The 13,650-nt window shown below is 66.3% G+C and carries 13 protein-coding genes; 2 read left to right on the forward strand and 11 right to left on the reverse strand.

Annotated elements, in window-relative coordinates:
• The first annotated feature begins 9 nt into the window (after positions 1-9).
• Both AC1DWT_RS25955 and AC1DWT_RS25960 read left to right on the forward strand, forming a co-directional pair.
• Positions 10-183, forward strand: coding sequence for a hypothetical protein (locus AC1DWT_RS25955; RefSeq protein ID WP_005262874.1), 174 nt, complete (start codon positions 10-12; stop codon positions 181-183).
• Positions 184-216: 33 nt separating this feature from the next.
• The gene (locus tag AC1DWT_RS25960) at positions 217-1,764 is read left to right on the forward strand and encodes an alpha,alpha-trehalose-phosphate synthase (UDP-forming) (RefSeq protein ID WP_477922806.1); all 1,548 of its coding nucleotides are present in this window, start codon (positions 217-219) and stop codon (positions 1,762-1,764) included.
• Here the strand turns inward: AC1DWT_RS25960 and AC1DWT_RS25965 are convergent.
• From AC1DWT_RS25965 to AC1DWT_RS26015, 11 genes are all read right to left on the reverse strand, one after another.
• Positions 1,734-2,744 carry an NAD-dependent epimerase/dehydratase family protein gene (locus AC1DWT_RS25965; protein WP_095863242.1) on the reverse strand — a complete coding sequence of 337 codons (1,011 nt, stop codon included), beginning with the start codon at positions 2,742-2,744 and terminating at the stop codon, positions 1,734-1,736. The genes AC1DWT_RS25960 and AC1DWT_RS25965 overlap by 31 nt on opposite strands.
• A gap of 168 nt (positions 2,745-2,912) precedes the next feature.
• On the reverse strand, positions 2,913-3,431 hold the full coding sequence (locus AC1DWT_RS25970; RefSeq protein ID WP_072947914.1) for a h domain protein: 519 nt from the start codon (positions 3,429-3,431) through the stop codon (positions 2,913-2,915).
• Entirely contained in the window at positions 3,428-4,174 is a 747-nt protein-coding gene (locus AC1DWT_RS25975) for a hypothetical protein (protein WP_477922811.1), read from the reverse strand. The genes AC1DWT_RS25970 and AC1DWT_RS25975 overlap by 4 nt, the downstream gene beginning before the upstream one ends.
• Complete coding sequence (locus AC1DWT_RS25980; RefSeq protein WP_072947909.1) at positions 4,171-5,580, reverse strand: MCE family protein; 1,410 nt, start codon at positions 5,578-5,580, stop codon at positions 4,171-4,173. Before AC1DWT_RS25980 ends, AC1DWT_RS25975 begins: the two co-directional genes overlap by 4 nt.
• Entirely contained in the window at positions 5,577-6,806 is a 1,230-nt protein-coding gene (locus tag AC1DWT_RS25985) for an MCE family protein (RefSeq protein ID WP_072947906.1), read from the reverse strand. The genes AC1DWT_RS25980 and AC1DWT_RS25985 overlap by 4 nt, the downstream gene beginning before the upstream one ends.
• Entirely contained in the window at positions 6,803-8,095 is a 1,293-nt protein-coding gene (locus AC1DWT_RS25990) for an MCE family protein (protein ID WP_072947903.1), read from the reverse strand. The genes AC1DWT_RS25985 and AC1DWT_RS25990 overlap by 4 nt, the downstream gene beginning before the upstream one ends.
• Entirely contained in the window at positions 8,092-9,147 is a 1,056-nt protein-coding gene (locus AC1DWT_RS25995) for an MCE family protein (protein ID WP_072947901.1), read from the reverse strand. Before AC1DWT_RS25995 ends, AC1DWT_RS25990 begins: the two co-directional genes overlap by 4 nt.
• A gap of 2 nt (positions 9,148-9,149) precedes the next feature.
• Positions 9,150-10,172, reverse strand: a complete 1,023-nt coding sequence (locus AC1DWT_RS26000) for an MCE family protein (RefSeq protein ID WP_083395633.1) — start codon at positions 10,170-10,172, stop codon at positions 9,150-9,152.
• Positions 10,169-11,344 (reverse strand): MCE family protein, encoded by a 1,176-nt coding sequence (locus tag AC1DWT_RS26005; RefSeq protein ID WP_095863238.1) that lies wholly within the window; start codon positions 11,342-11,344, stop codon positions 10,169-10,171. The genes AC1DWT_RS26000 and AC1DWT_RS26005 overlap by 4 nt, the downstream gene beginning before the upstream one ends.
• 12 nt (positions 11,345-11,356) lie before the next feature.
• The gene (locus AC1DWT_RS26010) at positions 11,357-12,208 is read right to left on the reverse strand and encodes an MlaE family ABC transporter permease (protein ID WP_072947894.1); all 852 of its coding nucleotides are present in this window, start codon (positions 12,206-12,208) and stop codon (positions 11,357-11,359) included.
• A gap of 20 nt (positions 12,209-12,228) precedes the next feature.
• Positions 12,229-12,993 carry an MlaE family ABC transporter permease gene (locus AC1DWT_RS26015; RefSeq protein ID WP_015888557.1) on the reverse strand — a complete coding sequence of 255 codons (765 nt, stop codon included), beginning with the start codon at positions 12,991-12,993 and terminating at the stop codon, positions 12,229-12,231.
• Positions 12,994-13,650 lie beyond the last annotated feature (657 nt).

A 13,650-nucleotide genomic window follows, 5' to 3' on the forward strand; every position in this document is an offset into this window, starting at 1 on the left:
AGGACAAAGATGGCCGCGAAGACGACCGCCGAAAACGACATCGCGGACGAGGATCTCGAACCCCTAGCCGACGAGACCGCTCGCCAGGCGCAGCGTGTTGTCGCTGCATACGCCGAAGATGCCGACGAGTGCAGGATGCTGCTCTCGATGCTGGGAATCGGACCCACCTCCAAGCTCGACTGAGAATTTCATCCACTTCGACTGCGAAGGAAGCCCGTGGCTGCCAGTTCGGAATCGTCAGCATCGTCATCACGCTCGACTTCTGATCCGGTTTCCGGGCAAGCCGACTTCGTCGTCGTCGCGAACCGACTCCCCGTCGATCTCGAACGCCTTCCGGACGGCACCACCCGCTGGAAGCGCAGCCCCGGTGGCCTCGTCACCGCGCTCGAGCCGATCCTGCGCCGCAACAAGGGCGCATGGGTCGGCTGGGCGGGGGTCCCGGACGCGGAGCTCGATCCCGTCGTGGAGGACGATCTCGAGCTGTACCCGGTTCCGCTGAGCGCCGCGGAGATCGCCGATTACTACGAGGGCTTCTCCAACGCCACCCTGTGGCCGCTGTACCACGACGTCATCGTCAAGCCCGAGTACAACCGCGCCTGGTGGAACGCCTACGTCGAGGTCAACCGCCGTTTCGCGGAGGCCACGTCGAAGGCTGCCGCGCAGGGCGCCACCGTGTGGATCCAGGACTACCAGCTGCAGCTCGTTCCGAAGATGCTGCGCATGCTCCGCCCCGACCTCACCATCGGGTTCTTCCTGCACATTCCGTTCCCGCCGGTGGAACTGTTCATGCAGATGCCGTGGCGCACCGAGATCATCGAGGGCCTGCTCGGCGCCGATCTGATCGGGTTCCACCTCCCGGGCGGTGCCCAGAACTTCCTCTAMCTGGCCCGCAAACTCGCCGGCCAGCAGACGTCCCGCGGCAACGTGGGCGTCCGCTCCAAGCTGGGCGTCGTGCAGGTAGGTTTCCGCACGGTCCGCGTCGGCGCGTTCCCGATCTCCATCGACTCGGGGCAGTTGGACGAGCAGTCCCGGTCCAAGTCCATCCGGGACCGCGCCAGGAAGATCCGCAAGGAACTGGGCAATCCCAAACACATCATGCTCGGCGTCGACCGCCTCGATTACACGAAGGGCATCGACGTCCGCCTCGCCGCGTTGCACGAACTGCTCGACGAGAACCGCGTCGACCCCGCCGACACCGTGCTCGTGCAACTCGCGACACCCAGCCGTGAGCGCGTCGAGAGCTACGTCCACATGCGCGGCGAGATCGAGCAGTCGGTGTCGCGGATCAACGGCGAGTACGGCGAGGTCGGCAGGCCCGTGGTGCACTACATCCACCGGCCCATCCCCCGCGACGAACTGATCGCGTTCTTCGTCGCCGCCGACGTGATGCTGGTGACCCCGCTGCGGGACGGCATGAACCTGGTCGCCAAGGAGTACGTGGCGTGCCGGAGTGATCTCGGCGGCGCGCTGCTGCTCAGCGAGTTCACCGGTGCGGCCGCCGAACTGCGTCAGGCGTTCCTGTGCAATCCGCACGATCTCGACAGCGTCAAGGACGCGATGGAGCAGGCCCTGAACCAGCCGAAGGAGGACGGCCGACGCCACATGCGGGCCCTGCGCAGGCAGGTCCTCGCACACGACGTCGACCGGTGGGCCCGGTCCTTCCTCGACGCCCTCGCACACGGCGGCGCCGCGGGCCCCGCGCTGATCGCTCCCGCCGAGGCTTCCGAGTCCGACTACACCGAAGACGCGACCGGGAACAGCTGACCTCCCCGGCTCAGCTGACCGGACGTCACCAGGAAGGCGACGAAGTCGCGGATCGTCTCGTCGGCGGGACGTGGGGCGTAACCGAGTTCGGACCGCGCCTTGCCACCGTCGACGACCGGCGCCGCGAGCAGCGCCGACATCGCCGACCGCGACAGCACGTCCGACCCGAAGCGGGTCCCGATCGGTTCGGCGATCGGCAGCACGCGTTCGATGACACTGAGCGGGAACGAGTACAGCGGCCCCCGACGGCCCGCCGCACGCGCTGCCCTCCTCACGACATCATGCATGCCGAGCATGTGCCCCGAAATCAGGTAGTTCTCACCGGTCCGGCCCTTCTCGCCTGCGGCGATCAGTCCGGCGGCGACGTCGCGGACGTCGACGAAGTCGAACCCGCCCTGCACCGCCGCGGGCACCCGGCCACGAGCGGCGTTGCGCAGCAACGCGTTCACCCGCGACAGTCCGTAGTCGGCGGGCCCGTACACCCCGGTGGGGTTGCAGATCACCGCGTCGAGGCCGGCGTCGACCACCTCGCGGAGTTCGATCTCGCCTGCCCATTTCGACCTGTCGTACACGGGGATCGACGCGTCGACGGACCTCGGCGAGTACTCGTCGAGCGTTCCGCCGCAACTGCTCTGGTCGAAGGAGTGCACAGAACTGCAATGCACCATCCGCCGAACTCCCACCGCGAGAGCGGCTTCGGCGACGGTGCGAACACCCTTGGTGTTGACGGTCCACGCCAGGTCGTCCTTCTGGGCGAGGGTGATCATCGCGACCAGGTGGTAGACCACCTCGGCGCCGTCCAGCGCCTGCTTCATGGATTCGACGTCGAGCACGTCGGCGTTCACCCAGGTGACCCCGTATTCGGGTGCGTACCGGGAACGGACGCGGTCGATGGCAGTCACCTCATGCCCTGCCTCGACCAACAGATTCAGCAGATTGTTGCCCACGAATCCCGCGGCGCCGGTTACTGCAACCTTCATCGACGACTCCCCGTTCGGTTGTGGCCGTGCGACACAGCGTCGTGCGTCGGCACCCGGCCAGGAAACCCCGAGACTACTAGAACTTGTTTCATTTTGCGAAGGGGGTGGCTCCGCCCCGTGAGTACTTGTCAACCGCCCGACGTTAATAAGTACTCACAGGCAGCGCAGCTACACCGGGGTCAGCTGATCGACGAGCCAGCGGTCGTCGACCTTCTGCAGCGACACCCGCACCCGGCTGCCCGACGTTCGGGCGTCGGGGGCGTCGGCGCTCGTCGTCGTCTGGTTCAGGTACAGCAGAACCACCGCCTCGTCGGGTGTGGTCGACACCGGCGCGGCGGCCTGCACCGACACCTGCACGGTGAGTTGCTTCTGCTTGGCGCCCGGTGCGATGGTCTCCTGGACGAGCGTGGTGTAGTCGTCACGGAACGAACCGGTGAGTCCGTCTGCGGCAGAGGCCAACTGGTTGTCGACGTCGGCGAAGTCGTACGCCAGCATCGCGACGGCCTGCTTGCCCGCGGCGTCGACGGCGTCGATGCGCGCCTGCTCGGAGAGTTGATCCTGCCGGTGGCCGTACCAGAGGAAGCCCACCCCGACGGCGAGCGCGACCACCACGACCGCGGCCGCGATCTTCAGCGCTGCGCCCTTGGTGATTGCGAACTTTCGCTTGCCTTCGTTGTTGTCGCTCATGGGACGAACTCCACCTTCGATGCGGTCAACTTGCCGTCGACGTCGCTGATCGTCACCCGCATCCGGAAGTCGCGCGGTGAGGGTTCCGGCTGTTCCTTGCTGCTCACCATCGTCCGCGCGGCCACCAGGACGTTCGCCGAGATCGACGTCTCGGTACCGTTCTCGATGCCGGCCTCGATGACCTCGCCCTCGGTGGTCACGTTCGCGTCCTGCACGACACCGACGAACGGATCCTCCCGGCCCTGGAACTCTTCGAGGAACTGGCCGGAAGCACCGGCGACGATTCGGGCGACGTCGTCCTTCGCGGTCTCGGGGTGGATGGTCGTCAGGTTGAGCACCGTCTGCCGGGCCGTGTCGACGAAGGCTTGACGGCGGTCGTCCCGTTCGCGCGCGGACAGCTGGTCGAGCAGCAGGACTACCGCCGCGACGACCAGTGCGACAATCACCACCGCCGTAACGCCCCACGTGAGCAACGACTTCAGGGACCGACCCTGCTTCGGCGCCTCGATCGGCGGCGCCTCGGACGCCTGTGGTGCGGACGTCGTCGTGGAGACCTTCTCCGCCTCGGGAGTGGCCTGCGCGACCGCCGGCTTGGCGAGGACCACCGGCTTCGGGGCCTCGGTCTCCCCCACCGGCGGGCCGGCGTGCCGGACGGCCCGGCGTCTCGTCCGGTCCGTCGATGCGTGTGTCTGCTGCGCCTGATCCGCGGAGTCGGTCACGCGCTCGTCCGTGCCGGAACTCAAATCTGCTGACCTGTCATCATCGTCTGCCACGTCGAGTCCTTTCCCTGCACCGCCAGATCCGGTTGGGTGTACGTCTTTCCATCCGAACCAATGAAGCTACCGGTGGCCGGGTCGTAGGGCACGGCCGCGACCGGTGCACCCGCGGAGCCTTCGTAGGAACTCGGAACGGCTGTGTACGAGGGTACATCCGGCGGCATGATCGGCCCGTACGGCGGGTTGTTGCCCGACGCCTCCCAGCCCTCGCGGCATGCCTCGACCGTCGGTGCGCGGCGTCCGGGGAACTCCATGCACGGGAGGTTCCGCGCGCCGCGCACGACGGACGGGTCGTCCGGAGCGGCCTTGCAGTACAGGTCGTTCGGTGTCGCGATCGGGTCGGTCTGATCTCCCGACCGGCGTTGGTCGGGGGGCAGGAATCCCGTCGTACACGCCGGGGGGTCGTGCAGTTGCAGGGCGAAGTCGACGATCGCGCCGTCCTCCACGGGCCCGCCGGTCGCCGCCGTCACGAGCGCCGCGGTCAGCGGCGGGTAGATGACCAGCACCTGCTCGATGCTCTTGTTGTAGATCACCCCGACCTGCCCGACGCTCACCAGATTCCGCAGCAGGATCGGCAGCGTCGGCTGCAGGTCCTGGAACAGCTGGGTGGCTTCCTGCGCCGCGCCGGGACCCTTCTCCAGCACCGACCGCAGGCTCGGGTCGCTCGCCCGCAACTGGTCGGTGAATGTCACGAGGTCCTGGGTCCACGAGCGGATGGCGTCGCTGCTGACCGTCTGGGTGTCGAGCAGCGGACCGACCTGGTCGATCAGGGCCTTCGTCGCGTCGCTGTTCGCGTCGGCCTCCTCGACGAACAGGCGGGCCGAGTCGATGAGCCGCTGCAGGTCGGGACCGGATCCGTTGAACGCCGTGAACGCCTCGTCGATCACCGTCTGCAGCCTGGTGTCCGAAATGCTGGCGAGCAGTTCGTCGGCCTGGTCGAGCATCTCGCCGACGTCCTGCGGGATGGTCGCCCGATCCTCCGGGATCACGTCGCCGTTCGCGAGGTACGGGCCGTCGGCTGTGCCTTCCCGCGGGATCAGGTCGACGTACTGCTCGCCGACCGCCGACACGCTCTTGACCGCCGCGTCGACGTCGGCCGGGATCTTGTAGTCGCTGTCGAGCGACATCTTCGCCTCCACACCCTCGCCGGTGAGCGTCACGTTCTCGACGACACCGATGTTGGTGCCGCGGTACGCGACATTGGCGTGGGAGTAGAGCCCGCCGGTGGACGGCAGCCGGACGCTCACCTCGTAGCGTCCGACGCCGAACAGCACCGGCACCTTGATGTACTGGATCGACATCACGACGAGCCCGATGACGGTGAGGATCGAGAAGATGATCAGCTGAATACGAACGAATCTCGTCATTCTCATGGTGTCGGCGCCCCTCCCAGTTGCGGCGGAAGGCCCGGTATCTGCGGCAGTCCGGGTATCTGCGGGAGCCCGGGAATCACCGGCGGCGCGGGTGCCGGTTTCGGCGCCGGCTGCAGCGGCGCCTGCAGCGGATCGCCGGACTGTCCGGCCACCCCGGCGAGCGATCCCACGGCGCCCTCCACGCCGCCGAGTGATCCGCCGAGCCCGGTTCCGGTCAGGAAGTTGCTGTCGACGCGTTCGTTGGTCATGTCGATCGTCATCATGAGGTTCGCGTAGTCGCCCTGAATCGCCTTGTCCATCGTCTTCATCGGGAAGGGGTACGTGAGCATCAGGGTCAGCACCTCGGTCAGCGCGCTCCCCGAGTTGGCGAGTTCACGCAGCACCGGGGTGAGGTTGCGCAGGTTCGCCTTCAGGTCCTCGCCGCTGCTCTCGACGAGACGGGAGGCGGTGTCGCTGAGCTTGCCCACCTCGACCAGAGCGGTGGTGAGATTCTGCCGTTGGGTGACGAGCACGTCCAGCGCGGGCGGGATGCCGTCCAGCGCCGCGTCCAGGGTGGCCTTCTGCTCGTTGACGGTGCCCGACAACCGGTCGAGCCCCTCCATCGCACCGATGATGTCGCCGCGCTGCCGGTCGAGGCTCGTGACGAGCTGGTCGAGTTGCGGAAGGAGGTCGCGGATGGACTCCTCCCGTCCGCCCAGCGCGGCGTTGAGTTCCTGGGTGATGTCGCGGATCTGGGCGATGCCGCCGCCGTTGAGCACCACCGACAGCGACGACAGCGTCTGCTCGGTGGTCGGGTAGGCGCCCGCCCGCTCGATCGGGATGACGTCGCCGTCCTCGAGTTTGCCTTCGGGCTCGACGTCGCTCGGCGGAGCCAGCTCGAGGTGCTGCGAGCCGAGGAGGCTGGTCTGGCCGATCTTGGCGGTCGCATTGGCGGGCAACTGGACGTCGCCGTTGATCGACACGGTGACCAGGGCGTGCCAGTCCTGCACCTCGATGCCCGTCACCGAACCCACCGTCACGTCGTTCACCCGGACGGGCGAGTTCTGCGACAGCGTCGTCACATTGGGCATCTGGATCTCGACGGTGTAGGCGTCGTCGCCCTGCCCCTCGGTCCCCGGCAGGGGAAGCGAATTCAGCCCTTCCCACTCGCATCCGGTCAGGGTCAGCGTCAGTGTGATCGCCACCGCGGCGATGCCACCGCGACGCATCCGTGCGTGCTTCGTCATCGCCCACCTCCCGGCTGCAGCAGATCGTTCAGGTCTCTGGGCACGTCCACCGTCGGCATCCCGGCGAGGGTGCCGGTCACCGGGGGCGCGGACCGCGGCGGCACGGAGGCCTCGAGACTCGGCGGGGTGTACTCGATCTGATCCGGGAACGCATTCACTCCCGTGGTCGGGTTGGTGAGGACGGGCAGATAGTTCATCGTCAGCGAGTTCAGGACCGGCGACAGGTACTGGGTGCACAGGTCGGCACTGCGATTCGCCTCGTTGGCCTGCAGGCTCTGGATGGCGCCGCACATGAAGTTCACGGGGTTCCCGAGGTTCGCAAACGCGACCGCACCGACCAGTGACCCCTGCGCCGGCTTGTAGATGTTGCTGAAGTTCGCCAGCGCCGTGGGCGCCACGTGGAGCACCTGCTCGATCTGGGGCCTCTTGTCGGCGAGCACCTGGGTGGCGTCCGCCAGACGGCCGACCTGCTCACTGAGGGCGGCGCGGTTCTCCGCCACGAACCGGTTGACGTCGCCGAGCGCCAGGTCGAGGTCGTTCAGGGCGGTTCCGAGTTCGTCGGAGTTGGTGGCGAGCATGTTCGACACCGACGCGAGCCTGCCCTCGAACTGGACGATCTGCTCGTTGCTCGACGACAGCGCCGCCACGAACGTCTGCAGGTTGCGGATGGTCGAGAACAGGTCGGTGCGGCCGTCGGACAGGGTCCGCATGGTCTCCGACAGTTCCCGCAACGTGTTGCGCAGCGACTCGCCGTTCCCGTCGAGATTGGCGGCGGCGGTGTCGATGAACGTGCCGAGCGAGCCCTGCGGGTCGGCGCCCTGCGGTCCGAGCGCCTCCGACAGCTTGTTCAGCTCGGTCTTGATCTCGTCCCATTCCACCGGGACGGCGGTGTGCTCCACCGGGATGCTCGCGCCGTCGCCCATCGTCGGCCCACCCGCGTACACGGGTGTCAGCTGGACGAACCGTCCCGACACCAGGCTGGGCGCGACAATGACGGCCTTCGCGTCGGCCGGAATCTTCACGCTCTTGTTCACGTTCATCGTCACCCGCGCGAAGTCGGCGCCGGGCTCGATCGAATCGATCGTCCCCACCTTCACACCGAGGACGCGGACGTCGTCGCCCGAATACAGCCCGGTGGTCGCCGGGAAGTAGGCGGTGATCGTGTTCTGGAACAGCTTGGGCACGAACATCACTGCGGCGCCGACGATCAGCACCACCACGACCGCGGCGACGCCGCCGCGGATCAGCCACTTCTTCCGCGTGTTGGTGATTTCCGGGTTCGTCGTCATCGCGGCGGTTCCCTCAGCTCGATGGACGGACCCGTCTGCAGGTACGCCTGGAGGTCGTTGGGCAGATGCTCCGGCCACGTCACCGCGTCGCTGAGCCCCTGGAACAGGTTGCCGATGCCGATGTTGTAGACGTACGCCATGAAGAACGGGCCGCTACCCACCGACTCGCCGAGCTGAGTGGCGTACGGCGCGAGGCCGTCGAGAGCCTGTGAGATGTTGTCCTTGTTGCGCTGCAGGACGTCGACCACCGAGTTCAGCTTGTCGAGCGTCGGTTTCATCTGCTCCTCGTTGTCCTGGACCAGCCCGGTGAGCTGCCGGGACACCTCGGAGATGTTCACGATCAGCTGGCTGATCGCCGCGCGGCGACGGTCGAGCTCACCGAACAGCTCGTTTCCGTCGACGATCAGCGAGTTGATCTGCCCGCTGCGCTCGGCGAGGATTCCGGTCACGTTCTCGGCCCGCGAGAGCAGCTGCCGCAGGCTCTCGTCCCGCGAGTTGATGCTCTCCGACAACCGGGTCAGGCCGTCCAGTGCGGTGCGCAGCTCGGGCGGCGTGTTCTCGAGAGCGCCGGACATCGCGTTCAACGCGTTGTTGACCTCGTCGGTGTCGAGTTCGGAGACGGTGGTCGACAGATCGCCGAGTGCGTCGTTGAGCGAGTACGGAGAGTTGGTGCGCTCCAACGGAATAGTCGATCCCACCCGCATCGTGTCGTGCCCGAGCGGGGTGACGGCGAGGGACTTGCGCCCGAGAACGGTGTTGGTCTTGATGTTCGCCTCGGTGGCGTCGCCGAGGGCGATGCCGTCCTGGATGGTGAACGTGACGAGCACCTTCTGGTCGTCGAGTTCCACCTCGGCGACCTTCCCGACGTCGACACCGGCGAGGGTCACCGTGTCGCCGGTCATCAGCCCACCCGCGTCCTCGAAATAGGCGGAGTACTGCGTGCCGCCCGACAGGAATTGCAGCTGATCGTATTGCAGGGTCGCGATCACGATCATGCTCGCGACGGCGACACCGATGAGTCCCACCTGTACGGGATTGCGTTCACTCTTCATGGCTACGGTGCACACCTCCCTGCCGTCTGACCGCCCGGCATGTTCAGGAGCAGATCCGATCCGTCCGGGCCGGAGAACTTGAACTTGACCGTGCAGACGTACATCTGGAAGAAGCTGCCGTACGTGCCGATGCGGATGAGCCTGCGGTACGCGTCGGGCAGATTCTGGAACACCCAGTCGAGGTCGTCCTCGCCCGCCTGGAGTTGAGTCGCGGTGCGGTTGGCCTCCGCGATCGTGCTCTGCAGGGGCGGCCGCGCACCTTCGAGCAGATGTGCGAGATCGCCCGTCGCCCCGGCGATGCGGGGAATGGCGTCACCGATCTGATCGCGGTCCTGGGAGAGCCCGCTCACCAACTGCTGCAACTGGTCGAGCGTCGACCGGAACTGGTCGCCGCGGTCGTTGATGGTCCCGAGCACCTGGTTGAGGTTCGTGATCACCTCGCCGATCAACTGGTCCCGGTCGGCGAGGGTGTTCGTGAACGAACTCGTGCTGCCGAGGAGCGAGACGAGCGTGCCGCCCTGCCCCTGGAACACCTGGACCAGCGCCTGCGACAGGTCGTTGACCTGCTGCGGGTCCAGCGCCCGGAGCAGCGGCTTGAACCCGCCCAGCAGAAGGTCGAGATCGAGTGCGGGAGAGGTGTTCTCGACGGGGATCGAACCACCGTCCGGCAGTGGTTCCACCGATCCGGCGCCTTCGAGGAGTTCCATGTACCGGTCGCCGACGAGGTTCTCGTACCGCACCGTCGCCTTGGTCCCGTCGAACAGCGAGTACTTGGTGTCGACGGTGAAGTCGACGTCGGCCAGGTTGTCGTCGTCGATGCCCACCTTCTCGACGGCGCCGACGGGAACGCCGGCGATGCGGACCTTGTCGCCGGGCTTGAGCCCGGACACGTCGGTGAACGTAGCGTGGTAGCCGTCGGAACTACTGAATCGGTACTGGCTGAACACCAGGGCGAGCCCGGCGAAGATCACCGACATCACCGTCGCGAAGATCAGCAGCTTGACCGTGGTCGCTCGCACAGTCACTGCCCACCCTGCCCGGGGAACACGCCCGCGAACAACAGTTGGAACACCTTCGGCAGATGTACCTGGACTTCCGTCGACGGCACGAACGGCACCGTGCCGGTGTCGGCCACGACGAAGTTCGCGTGCTTGCTGAGATCGGGGTTGGGAAGACCGTGGCAGTTCGGCCCACCTGTCGCGTTCACTTTCGGCAGGTCCTTCGGATAGGTGTACGGCTCCTGCCCGTACATGAAGCTGGCACTCAGCGCGATACCCGGCTGATTGCCGCCGATGAGCTGTTCGGCGAGGGGGATCACGTTGTTCAGGCCGACGATGAAGCAGGAGATCTCGGGCGAGTACTCGGCCAGCAGATCCGTCGTCGGGAGCAGCAGGCCGAGAGCGGAGTCCAGGTTCTGCTCGTTCTCGGTCAGGACGGTGTTCGCCGTGTCGGCCAGCCCGGTGACGTTGAGCAGCACGGCGTCCAGGTTGTCCTGTTCGTCGACGACGGTGCCGCTGGTGGCCGTCGCGTTGTCGAGCACCCGGAGCAGGTCGGGCGCGGTGTCGGCATACACGTCGGTGACCTGCGCCGCCTTCGCCAGATCTTCCTGCAACTGGGGCAGACTCGGGTTCATCTCCGCCAGGTAGCTGTCGCTCTGCTCGAGCAGGGCGCCGAGTTCGTCACCCCGCCCGTGCAGCGCCGAGGAGATGGCACCGAGGGTGGCGTTGAGCTTCTCTGGCTGCACCTTGGCCAACACGTCGGACAGGTGCTGGAAGACCGTGTTGAATTCGACGGTGACGTTGTCGGAAGCGATGACGTCCCCCGACTGGAGAGGAGTGGACGACGGGTTCTCCGGCATCACGAAGTTGACGTACTTGGCGCCGAACACGGTGGTGGACTTGATTTCCACAGTCGCGTTGGACGGAATCAGCGACATCATGTCGGGGTACATCGCCAGTTTCAGCTCGGCGCCGTCGGTCACGTGCTCGATGGCGGCGACGCGGCCGACCTGGACACCGAGGAGCTTGACCTTGGCGTCGGGTTCCATCACCAGTCCGGAGCGATCCGACGTCACGGTGACGGGCGTGGTCTCGTTGAACGTGCCGTTGAACATGGCCAGTGACACACCGATGATCGCGAGAAGACTCACCACGAGTACGAGTGCCGCGAGCTTCTTCTTCCCACTCGAATCAGTCATCTACCGGCACTCCTATCCCGAAAGGTTGAAGTTGCCGGACCCGCCGTAGATGGCGAGCGAGATGAGCAGGGTGACGGTGACGACGGCGATCAGCGAGGAGCGCACCGCGTTGCCGACGGCCACACCGACGCCGACCGGGCCGCCCGAGGCGTTGAAGCCGTAGTAGGTGTGGATGAGCATGATCGCGATCGCCATGACGATGGCCTGGGCGAACGACCACAGGATGTCCGTGGGTATCAGGAACGTCGAGAAGTAGTGGTCGTAGACGCCGGACGACTGGTCGTACAGCACGACGGTCGCGAACCGGCTCGCCATGAAGGACGCGATCACCGCCAGGGCGTACAGCGGGATGATCGCGATCATGCCCGCCATCACGCGGGTGCTGACCAGGTACGGGATCGACGGGATCGCCATCGTCTCGAGTGCGTCGATCTCCTCCGAGACGCGCATCGCGCCGAGTTGGGCAGTGGAGCCGGCGCCGATGGTGGCCGCCAGCCCGATGCCGGCGATGACCGGCGCCGCGATGCGCACGTTGATGAATGCCGCGAAGAAGCCGGTGAGTGCCTCGACACCGATGTTGCCGAGCGAGCTGTACCCCTGCACGGCGATGGTGCCGCCGGTGAACAGAGTCAGGAAGCCGACGATGACGACCGTTCCGCCGATCACCGCGAGYGCACCGGTGCCCATGCTGATCTCGGCGATCAGCCGCAGCGTCTCCCTCGGGTAGTGCATCAGGGCGCGGGGCGCCGAGCCGATGGCCCGCGCGAAGAACAGTGCCTGCTCACCGAGCCGGTCGATCGAGCGTGACGCCGACGCGAACCGTCTGCGAGTTCGGGGAAAGCGCCCGGCCGCCGCTAGTGCCATCTACTCCACCACCAAGTCGATCACCCTGCCGTCAGTTTGATGCCGACGGCGGTGACGAGAACGTTGACCACGAAGAGGGCCATGAACGAGAACACGACGGTCTGGTTGACGGCGTCACCGACGCTCTTCGCGCCACCCTTGACGTTCAGGCCGAGGTAGGCGGCGACGAGGCCGGCGATCATGCCGAACAGACCTGCTTTGACTTCCGAGATCACGAGTTCCCCGAAACCGGTGAGCAGCGTGATGCCGTTGACGAAGGCACCCGGGTTGACGTCCTGGATGTAGACCGAGAAGACGAAACCGCCGAGGATGCCGATGGTGCAGACCAGCCCGTTGAGCAGGAGCGCCACGACGGTCGAGGCCAGCACGCGCGGCACGACCAGGCGGTGGATCGGGTTGATGCCCAGCACGCGCATCGCGTCGATCTCTTCGCGGATGGTGCGGGCGGAGAGATCTGCGCAGATGGCGGTGGCACCCGCACCCGCCACGATGAGCACAGTGACGATGGGGCCGACCTGGGTGACGGTGCCGAGAGCGGCGCCCGCGCCGCTGAGGTCTGCCGCGCCGATCTCGCGCAGGAGGATGTTGATCGTGAAGCTCACCAGCACCGTGAACGGAATGGCCACCAGCACGGTGGGCACCATCGAGACCCGGGCGACGAACCACGCCTGGTCGACGAACTCGCGACGCTGGAAGGGCCTCGAAAAGACTGCCCTCAACGTTTCGCCCGACATCGTGAAGAACCCGCCGACCGCACGCAACGGCACCTCGAGGAGGTCTACCATCCGTCCTCCTCGTCCATGATCTCGCCCAGCACCGACTGTCAGTTCGAGCCCAGCCCCCCAACGGTCTGTGACTCAGGTCATATTAACTAGAACGTGTTCACCTGTCAAAGGTGGCCGCTCATCAGCAAGAATCGTCCCATATTCAGCACGCTCCGAGGGTCGGATTCGACCGAAAATCAGGGCGTGTCACCCCGCGATCGGACCTGGAAGTTGGTGCCAGCCGGAAACACAAAGCGTTGGCGCTAAGTTGTTATAGCACAAGACCTTTGAATAAATATCATCGCGCACGGGCGAGCGCGGAAATCGCCTTTGCGTCCGATTCCGGCGACCGGGCGCGCCCGCCGGGCACCAGCGCTTCGGGAGTGTCGCAGGCAAGGGTGATCGAACCGGTCGACGGCGGAAAACTAGAACACGATCTAGTCAAATCCGGCACGCGTTCCACACCCCCTCCACCGTCACCCGGCCCCGCTCCGCAGCTGTTCAGTTGCCTTCAGTATCGCCCATCGCGGACGCATTACCTGCGGAAACGATACGCAAACCCGGGTCGTGTCGATTCCTCGACCCGCAGGACGCGGATCAGCCCAGTTCGCGCAGCGCCGCGGAGGCCGAGAACATCGCGGCCGGATCCCGGTCCTCGAAGTAGGTCCCGAGCTCCTC

This window comes from Rhodococcus sp. P4_B6, assembly GCF_056402215.1.